At 64.5% G+C, this 7,239-nt stretch carries 11 protein-coding genes; 4 read left to right on the top strand and 7 right to left on the bottom strand.

Annotation, left to right across the window (positions count from 1 at the left end):
* Positions 1-231: 231 nt before the first annotated feature.
* A complete protein-coding gene (locus tag ACXJL8_RS28730; protein ID WP_456621451.1) occupies positions 232-861 on the top strand; it encodes a histidine phosphatase family protein in 630 nt (209 codons plus the stop codon).
* Between the two features lie 92 nt (positions 862-953).
* Here the strand turns inward: ACXJL8_RS28730 and coaA are convergent, their stop codons facing one another.
* The 7 genes from coaA to hisB all read right to left on the bottom strand — a co-directional run bounded on the left by coaA (position 954) and on the right by hisB (position 5,783).
* Positions 954-1,910 carry a type I pantothenate kinase gene (gene coaA / locus ACXJL8_RS28725; RefSeq protein ID WP_456621452.1) on the bottom strand — a complete coding sequence of 319 codons (957 nt, stop codon included), beginning with the start codon at positions 1,908-1,910 and terminating at the stop codon, positions 954-956.
* 15 nt (positions 1,911-1,925) lie between these two features.
* The gene (locus ACXJL8_RS28720) at positions 1,926-2,249 is read right to left on the bottom strand and encodes a phosphoribosyl-ATP diphosphatase (RefSeq protein ID WP_456621453.1); all 324 of its coding nucleotides are present in this window, start codon (positions 2,247-2,249) and stop codon (positions 1,926-1,928) included.
* A 77-nt stretch (positions 2,250-2,326) separates the two neighbouring features.
* Positions 2,327-3,103, bottom strand: a complete 777-nt coding sequence (gene hisF, locus ACXJL8_RS28715) for an imidazole glycerol phosphate synthase subunit HisF (protein ID WP_456621454.1) — start codon at positions 3,101-3,103, stop codon at positions 2,327-2,329.
* A gap of 111 nt (positions 3,104-3,214) precedes the next feature.
* Entirely contained in the window at positions 3,215-3,961 is a 747-nt protein-coding gene (gene hisA, locus ACXJL8_RS28710; RefSeq protein WP_456621455.1) for a 1-(5-phosphoribosyl)-5-[(5-phosphoribosylamino)methylideneamino]imidazole-4-carboxamide isomerase, read from the bottom strand.
* Positions 3,949-4,599: an imidazole glycerol phosphate synthase subunit HisH gene (gene hisH / locus ACXJL8_RS28705; protein ID WP_279660170.1), complete on the bottom strand. Its 651-nt coding sequence runs from the start codon at positions 4,597-4,599 to the stop codon at positions 3,949-3,951. The genes hisA and hisH overlap by 13 nt, the downstream gene beginning before the upstream one ends.
* Positions 4,596-5,126 carry a DUF2628 domain-containing protein gene (locus ACXJL8_RS28700; protein WP_456621456.1) on the bottom strand — a complete coding sequence of 177 codons (531 nt, stop codon included), beginning with the start codon at positions 5,124-5,126 and terminating at the stop codon, positions 4,596-4,598. The genes hisH and ACXJL8_RS28700 overlap by 4 nt, the downstream gene beginning before the upstream one ends.
* Positions 5,127-5,189: 63 nt before the next feature.
* Positions 5,190-5,783 carry an imidazoleglycerol-phosphate dehydratase HisB gene (gene hisB, locus ACXJL8_RS28695; protein WP_456621532.1) on the bottom strand — a complete coding sequence of 198 codons (594 nt, stop codon included), beginning with the start codon at positions 5,781-5,783 and terminating at the stop codon, positions 5,190-5,192.
* Positions 5,784-6,022: 239 nt separating this feature from the next.
* On the opposite strand from hisB, the gene hslV reads away from it, so the two are divergent.
* The 3 genes from hslV to ACXJL8_RS28680 form a co-directional block, all read left to right on the top strand.
* Positions 6,023-6,583, top strand: coding sequence for an ATP-dependent protease subunit HslV (gene hslV, locus ACXJL8_RS28690; RefSeq protein WP_456621457.1), 561 nt, complete (start codon positions 6,023-6,025; stop codon positions 6,581-6,583).
* Positions 6,584-6,587: 4 nt separating this feature from the next.
* A complete protein-coding gene (locus ACXJL8_RS28685) occupies positions 6,588-7,073 on the top strand; it encodes a GNAT family N-acetyltransferase (RefSeq protein WP_456621458.1) in 486 nt (161 codons plus the stop codon).
* Positions 7,070-7,239: DUF2585 family protein (locus ACXJL8_RS28680; protein WP_456686009.1), on the top strand; the 170-nt coding region annotated here is incomplete at its 3' end. The genes ACXJL8_RS28685 and ACXJL8_RS28680, both read left to right, overlap by 4 nt.

The following is a 7,239-nucleotide window of genomic DNA, read 5'->3' as shown; positions in this document are numbered from 1 at the left end:
CTGGTGGAGGATCGCTACGCCTGCTTCGAAGCCGGCATGAACGGATTTCTGATCAAGCCGCTCGACCGCGAGAAGCTCGACGAGGCGCTGGCCGGACTGGCRGCCGCGCGGCATCTGCCAGTCTGATCCACAATTTCACGGGAACCTCATCCCGGCCGGCAATCGATAATTGAAATCGACCGCATTGCGCGTCACCATCCTCGGGGGCATTTGCAATAGAGGATTTCGAGCATGAACTTGCTTTGCCGCCTCGCAGTCGTTGTTCTTTTCGCCGGGTTCTCCGGATACGCCGCAGGCGATACGCCGGAGCTGATCTCATCGCTCAAGCAAGGCGGCTACGTCCTGGTCTTTCGGCACACCGCCACCGACGACAGCCAGAAGGACGTCTACCCCTTCAAGTTCGACGACATGAGCGTCCAGCGTCAACTCAGTGAAAAGGGCAGGGATACGGCGCGGCAGATCGGGACGGCGATCAAGGAGCTCGCGATTCCAATCGGCGATGTCTACACCAGCCGGCTGAACCGCGCGATCGAGGCCGGCAAGCTACTCTCAGGCCGCGAGGTCAAGCCGGTCGATGCTTTGACGGACAGCAGCAACGCCAGCGCATCCGGAATGGCAAACCCGACCGGCGCAAACGCAAAGGCTGGACTGGCCGTACGTCAGCTCGTCGATGCGTCTCCGAAGGCCGGCGCCAACACGTTTCTCGTCACGCACAAGACGAACATCGCCGACGCCTTCGGCAAGGACGCGGGCGACGTGCAGGAAGGCGAAGCCTTCGTCTACCGGGCAAGCGCCACTGGTGCGGCGACTTTCGTGGGCCGCATCAAGCCTGCGGATTGGACCGCAAGCGTCGGCAAGTGACGCTGCAGTGAACTGCGGGGCTGGCCTGACCGATAGCGTCCGCTCGTGCAGCTTCGGCGGACAGGTCCCTGACCCAACTAAATGGCTCGCAACTACAGCCTTCGCAGCGCCACGCTCGCCACAGTGTGGTCGGAGGCCTTCTTCAGGATCAGGGTCGCGCGGGGGCGGGTCGGCAGGATGTTGTCCTCGAGATTGGCGAGGTTGGTGCGCTCCCAGATCGCGATCGCGGTCGCGGTCGCTTCCTCGTCGGACAGCAGCGCATAGCGGTTGAAATAGGATTTGGGATTGGTGAACGCGGTGTCGCGCAGCGACAGGAAGCGCCTGATGTACCATTGCCGCAGCGCCGCCTCGTCGGCGTCGATATAGACCGAGAAATCGAAGAAGTCGGAAACGACGGGCACCGCCTTGCCGTCGCGCGGCAATTTGCCGGTTTGCAGCACGTTGACGCCCTCGACGATCAGGATGTCCGGCTGGTCGATCTCGACCCACTGGCTCGGCACGATGTCGTAGGTCAGATGCGAATAGACCGGCGCGCGCACATGGCGACGGCCGGCCTTGATGTCGGAGAGGAAGCCGAGCAGCAGCGGCAGATCGTAGCTTTCCGGAAAGCCCTTCTTCTGCATGATGCCCTGCCGCTCGAGCACCGCATTCGGATACAGAAAACCGTCGGTCGTGATCAGGTCGACCTTCGGGCGCGGCGACCAGCGCGCCAGCAGCGCCTGGAGCACGCGGGCCGTGGTGGACTTTCCGACCGCGACCGAGCCGGCGACGCCGATGATATAGGGCATCTTGCGGTCGCGGATGTTGAGGAACTGGCGCTCGGCGTAATACAGGCGCTGCATCGCATCGACATAGATCGACAGCAATCGCGACAGCGGCAGGTAGATGTCCTCGACCTCCTGCAAGTCCAGGCGGTCATGCAGCGAGCGCAGCCGGTCGAACTCGCCCGGCTCCAGCGTCATCGGCGTGTCGTCGCGCAGTCGCGACCACTGCTCGCGCGTATAGACGCGGTATGGATTATACTGCTGCTCGGGTGCGCGGATATCCATGACGCCACCTTTCCGTTAGCCGCCCTTGCGCGACGCCTTTTCTTCCAACCCTGACATCGTGGTCCGCTTCTCCAGCGCCGCCTCGACCTCTTCCAGCTTTACGCCGCGGGCCTTCAGCAACACAAGGAAATGGTAGAGCACGTCGGCACCTTCGGCGATCAGATGATCGCGATCGTTTTCGACTGCTGCGATTACGGTTTCGACTGCTTCCTCACCGAACTTCTTGGCGCAATGCTCGGCACCCTTGTCCAGAAGCTTGCGGGTATAGGAGCCTTCGCCACCGGCCGCCGCGCGGGCGTCGATGGTCTGGGCCAGATCGTGGATCGTGAACCGCGGCATACAGAATACTCGAAACGCGACCGGCGGGTTACGCCGGTCTCCACCGGCTGATGTAGCATTTTTATGAGCGGGAGTCGTCAGGCATCGAGGCGCATGGCCAGTCCGCGCCGGGCCATGTGCTCCTTGGCCTCGCGGATGGTGAATTCCCCGAAGTGGAAGATCGAGGCGGCCAGCACGGCCGTGGCATGGCCGTCGCGAATGCCGTCGACGAGATGATCGAGATTGCCGACGCCGCCCGAGGCGATCACGGGAACGGGAACGCTGTCGGCGATCGCCCGGGTCAGCGGGATGTCGAAACCCTGCCTGGTGCCGTCGCGGTCCATCGAGGTGAGCAAAATTTCACCAGCCCCGAGCGAGACCACTTCCTGGGCATATTCGATGGCGTCGATGCCGGTCGAGTTGCGGCCGCCATGGGTAAAGATCTCCCAGCGGTCGCCGCCGCCCGGGCGCTTGACCCGCTTGGCGTCGATCGCGACCACCACGCACTGCTCGCCGAACTTTTCCGCGGCTTCCTTGACGAACTCGCGCCGCGACACCGCGGCGCTGTTGATCGAGACCTTGTCGGCGCCGGCGCGCAGCAGCGTCTTGATATCGTCAACCTTGCGCACGCCGCCCCCGACGGTCACCGGCATGAAACAGGCTTCCGCGGTACGCCGGACCACGTCGAGCATGATGCCGCGGTTCTCGTGGGTCGCRGTGATGTCGAGGAAGGTGAGCTCGTCGGCACCGGCGGCGTCGTAGGCGATCGCCGCTTCGACGGGGTCGCCGGCATCGCGCAGGTCGACGAAGTTGACGCCCTTGACGACCCGGCCGTCCTTGACATCGAGGCAGGGGATCACGCGCACCTTGAACATGTGTCGGCTCCTACAGCATGATCCGGAAAAGTGCGAAGCGGTTTTCCGAAAAGATCATGCTCAAACAAAAATCTAAAGCGCGATGACGACTCATCTTAATCTCATCGCGCTTTAGGCAGCGCGCGCATTGCGGATCAAGGTGAGGGCAGAAGTCGGATCGAGACGGCCATCATAGAGCGCACGGCCGGCGATGGCGCCGGCGAGCTTTTTCGCCCGCGGCGTCAGCATCGCCTTGACGTCCTCGATCGAGGCGAGGCCGCCGGAGGCGATCACGGGAATGGAGATGGCGTCGGCCAAAGCAATGGTCGCGTCGAGGTTCAGGCCCTTGAGCAGGCCGTCGCGGGCGATGTCGGTGAAGATGATGGCGGCAACGCCGGCATCCTCGAAGCGCTGCGCGATCTCCAGCACCGTCACCTGCGAGGTCTCGGCCCAGCCTTCGACCGCGACCTTGCCGTCGCGCGCATCCAGCCCGACCGCAACGCGGCCGGGGAATTTCTTGGCTGCAGCTTTCACCAATTCAGGGTCGCGCACCGCGGCGGTGCCGATGATGACGCGGCTGATGCCCTTTTCGAGCCAGGCTTCGACGGTGGCGAGATCGCGAATGCCGCCGCCGAGCTGCACGGGAATCCTGATCGTCTTCAGCATGCCCTCGACGGCCTGCGCGTTCACCGGCTTGCCGGCAAAGGCACCGTCGAGATCGACGACGTGGAGATACTCAAAACCCTGCGTCACGAAGCTCTGCGCCTGAGCTGCGGGATCGAGGTTGAACACGGTCGCGCGCGCCATGTCGCCTTGCTCGAGGCGCACGCACTGGCCGTTCTTGAGGTCGATCGCGGGAAAGAGAATCACGGCTTCCATCGCAAAAAGTTCGAGATCAGGGCGAGGCCGAAGCGCTGGCTCTTCTCGGGGTGGAATTGCGTGCCGATGGCGGTGTCCTTCGCGACGATCGCGGTCACCGGCCCGCCGTAATCGGCGCGCGCGAGCACATCCGCCTCATTGGCGGCGTTGAGGTGGTAGGAGTGCACGAAATAGGCGTGCTGGCCCTTGGGGCCGAGCGGCAGCCTCTCCAGCACCGGATGCTCGCGCAGCACGTCGAGCGTATTCCAGCCCATGTGCGGGATCTTGAGGCTTTCGTCGCGTGGCGTGATCTTCTCGACGTCGCCGCCGATCCAGTTCAGGCCTTGTGTGATGACATGCTCCTTGCCGCGGGTGGCGAACAGCTGCATGCCGACGCAGATGCCGAACATCGGCCGCGCCTTGACGCGCACCGCTTCAGTGATCGCCTCGACCATGCCGTTGACGGCGTCTAGCCCTCGCCGGCAATCGGCGAATGCGCCGACGCCCGGCAGCACCAGACGATCAGCGCCGTAGGCCTGGTCCGGATCGCTGGTGACGAAGACCTTCTGCGGGTTCTCCATGCTGCGCGCGGCGCGCTCGAACGCCTTGGCGGCGGAATGCAGATTGCCGGAACCGTAATCGATGATGGCGACGCTCATCGTGACCCTCCCGGTTCTGGAAACAAACCAATGATGCCGCCCGCCGGCAGCGGCGGCGGATTTGAGAATTGCTGACCCGGCACGTTGCGGGTCGGCGGCGGGCCGCCGCGATCGACGGCCCATTGGTCATTGACGATGCCGCGCTGCTTCTGGCTCCAGCGCTCGAAGAAGCGGCGCTCGGCGGTGTCCTCGTCGTCGGCAACGACGATRTCGAGCTGCTTCCACTTGCCGCGCGACAGCGTCCAGCGGCGCAGGCTCGAGGCCTCAAGGCCCATCAGCAGCGCGATGATGATATTGGCGAAGAGGATCGCGCTGCGGCCGACACCAAGGCGAGACAGCCCGGCATCGAACGCAGCCAGGAAAACCACCCAGCCGATCAGCGCCAGCCAGAGCCGATGCCAGAGCAGCCAGAACGGGCCGAGCACCATCGCCCAGAAACGGAAGCCGTCGCGCACGAACACGAATTTGTCGGTCGCACGCAGGTCGGCTCCGGCAGGAGAGGGAGCATGAACTGTATAGACAGGCATGGCGATGCCCCGTTCTTCGAATTCAGTGAAACCGCAAGCGGCGCGTGCCGGCGGCGGGAGTTGTCAGCCGCCGAGCGAGCCCTTGGTGGAGGGCACCTCGCCCGCCGCCTTCGGATCGATCGCGACCGCCGCCCGCAGCGCCCGCGCCAGACCCTTGAAGCAGGACTCGGCGATATGGTGGCTGTTATCGCCATATAGGGTCTCGACGTGGAGAGTCACGCCGGCATTCATGGCGAAGGCCTGGAACCATTCGCGCACCAGCTCGGTGTCGAACTCGCCGATCTTGTCGCGGGGGAAATCGACCTTGAACACCAGGACCGGGCGGCCCGAGATGTCGATCACGACGCGCGACAGCGTCTCGTCCATGGGCATGTGGACGCCGGCATAGCGGGTGATGCCGGCCATGGTACCGAGCGCCTGCTTGACCGCCTGGCCAAGCGCGATGCCGGTGTCTTCGGTGGTGTGGTGATGATCAATGTGCAGATCGCCCACCGCCTTGACCGTGAGGTCGATGCGGGAATGGCGGGCGAGGAGATCGAGCATATGGTCGAAAAAGCCGATTCCGGTCGCGATTTTGGCCACGCCGGATCCATCGAGGTTCACGGTCACCTCGATGTCGGTCTCCTTGGTCTTGCGCTTGATCGTCGCGGTGCGCATTGAAAGCTTTCGCATTTAGTTGAGCATGATCTTCTCGGAAAACCGGTGCCCACTTTTCCGGATCATGCCCCTTCGGGCCGAAAACGCCGGTCTTTTAACAGCCAAATGACACCTTCGCTACTGCGGGATCGCCCTAACAGGGCGGCAGTTCGGTCTATGGTGAGCGAATTTGGGGCCGGAGCGGCCCGTTGTGCCGGGGGCCCCGACCACCTAAATCAGGCCGGACAACGAGGTATTTGATGCAGGATTCCCAGAACAGCTCGCCGGGCTGGCACGGCACCACGATTTTGACCGTCCGCAAGGGCGGCAAGGTGGTGGTCGGCGGCGACGGCCAGGTCTCGATCGGCCAGACCGTGATCAAGTCCAACGCCAAAAAGGTCCGCAAGCTCGGCAAGGGCGACGTCATCGGCGGCTTCGCCGGCGCCACCGCCGACGCCTTCACGCTGTTTGAGCGGTTGGAATCCAAGCTCGAGCAATATCCGGGGCAACTGACCCGGGCCGCGGTCGAGCTCGCCAAGGACTGGCGCACCGACCGCTATCTGCGGCGGCTGGAGGCCATGATGATCGTGGCCGACAAGGACGTCTCCCTGGTCCTGACCGGCACCGGCGACGTGCTGGAGCCCGAGGCCGGGGTGATGGCGATCGGCTCCGGCGGCAACTATGCGCTGGCCGCGGCACGCGCCCTGCTCGACACCGACAAGGACGCCGAGACCATCGTCCGCCGCTCGCTCGACATCGCCGCCGACATCTGCGTCTACACCAACCGCAACGTGACCATCGAAGCCCTGTCGGCCGGTTAGGCCCATGGCGCTCGCCTACACCTTCCGCCCGATGACCGTGGCCGACCTGCCGCTGGTCCGGCGGTGGCTCGGCGAGGCGCATGTGCGGGAATGGTGGGGCGATCCGGACGAGCAGTTTGCGCTCGTGAGCGGCGACCTCATTGAGCCCGCGATGGACCAGTTCATCGTATTGGCCGGGATGCGGCCGTTCGGCTATCTTCAATGCTACAGCCTGACGGCCTGGAATACGGGCTTCGGGCCGCAACCGGAGCGCACGCGTGGGATCGACCAGTTCATCGGGGAGGGCGACATGATCGCGCGCGGTCACGGCTCGGCGTTCATCCGCGCGTTTGCCGACGAGCAGCTGCGGCACGGCCTGCCGCGCATCGTCACCGATCCGGACCCGCGCAACCTGCGCGCCGTGCACGCCTATGAGAAGGCCGGCTTCGTCCGCGACCGCATGGTCGAGACGCCCGACGGACCGGCGCTCTTGATGGTGCGCGAGCCATGACGCTGGCAACCACGCATGCGAGCAAGGCCGCGTTTCCGCCGCTCGCCTGGGTCGGCATCGCGTTGCTGCTGCTGGCGCTGCAGGCCTCGATCCTGTTCGCGATGGGGCGGGTGCCGATCTGCACCTGCGGCTATGTTAAATTCTGGCATGGCGTGGTGAACAGCTC

Source organism: Bradyrhizobium sp. P5_C11_2 (assembly GCF_054049755.1).
The sequence above is the reverse complement of the archived record's forward strand: the minus strand, read 5'-3'. Positions and strand labels throughout refer to the sequence as shown.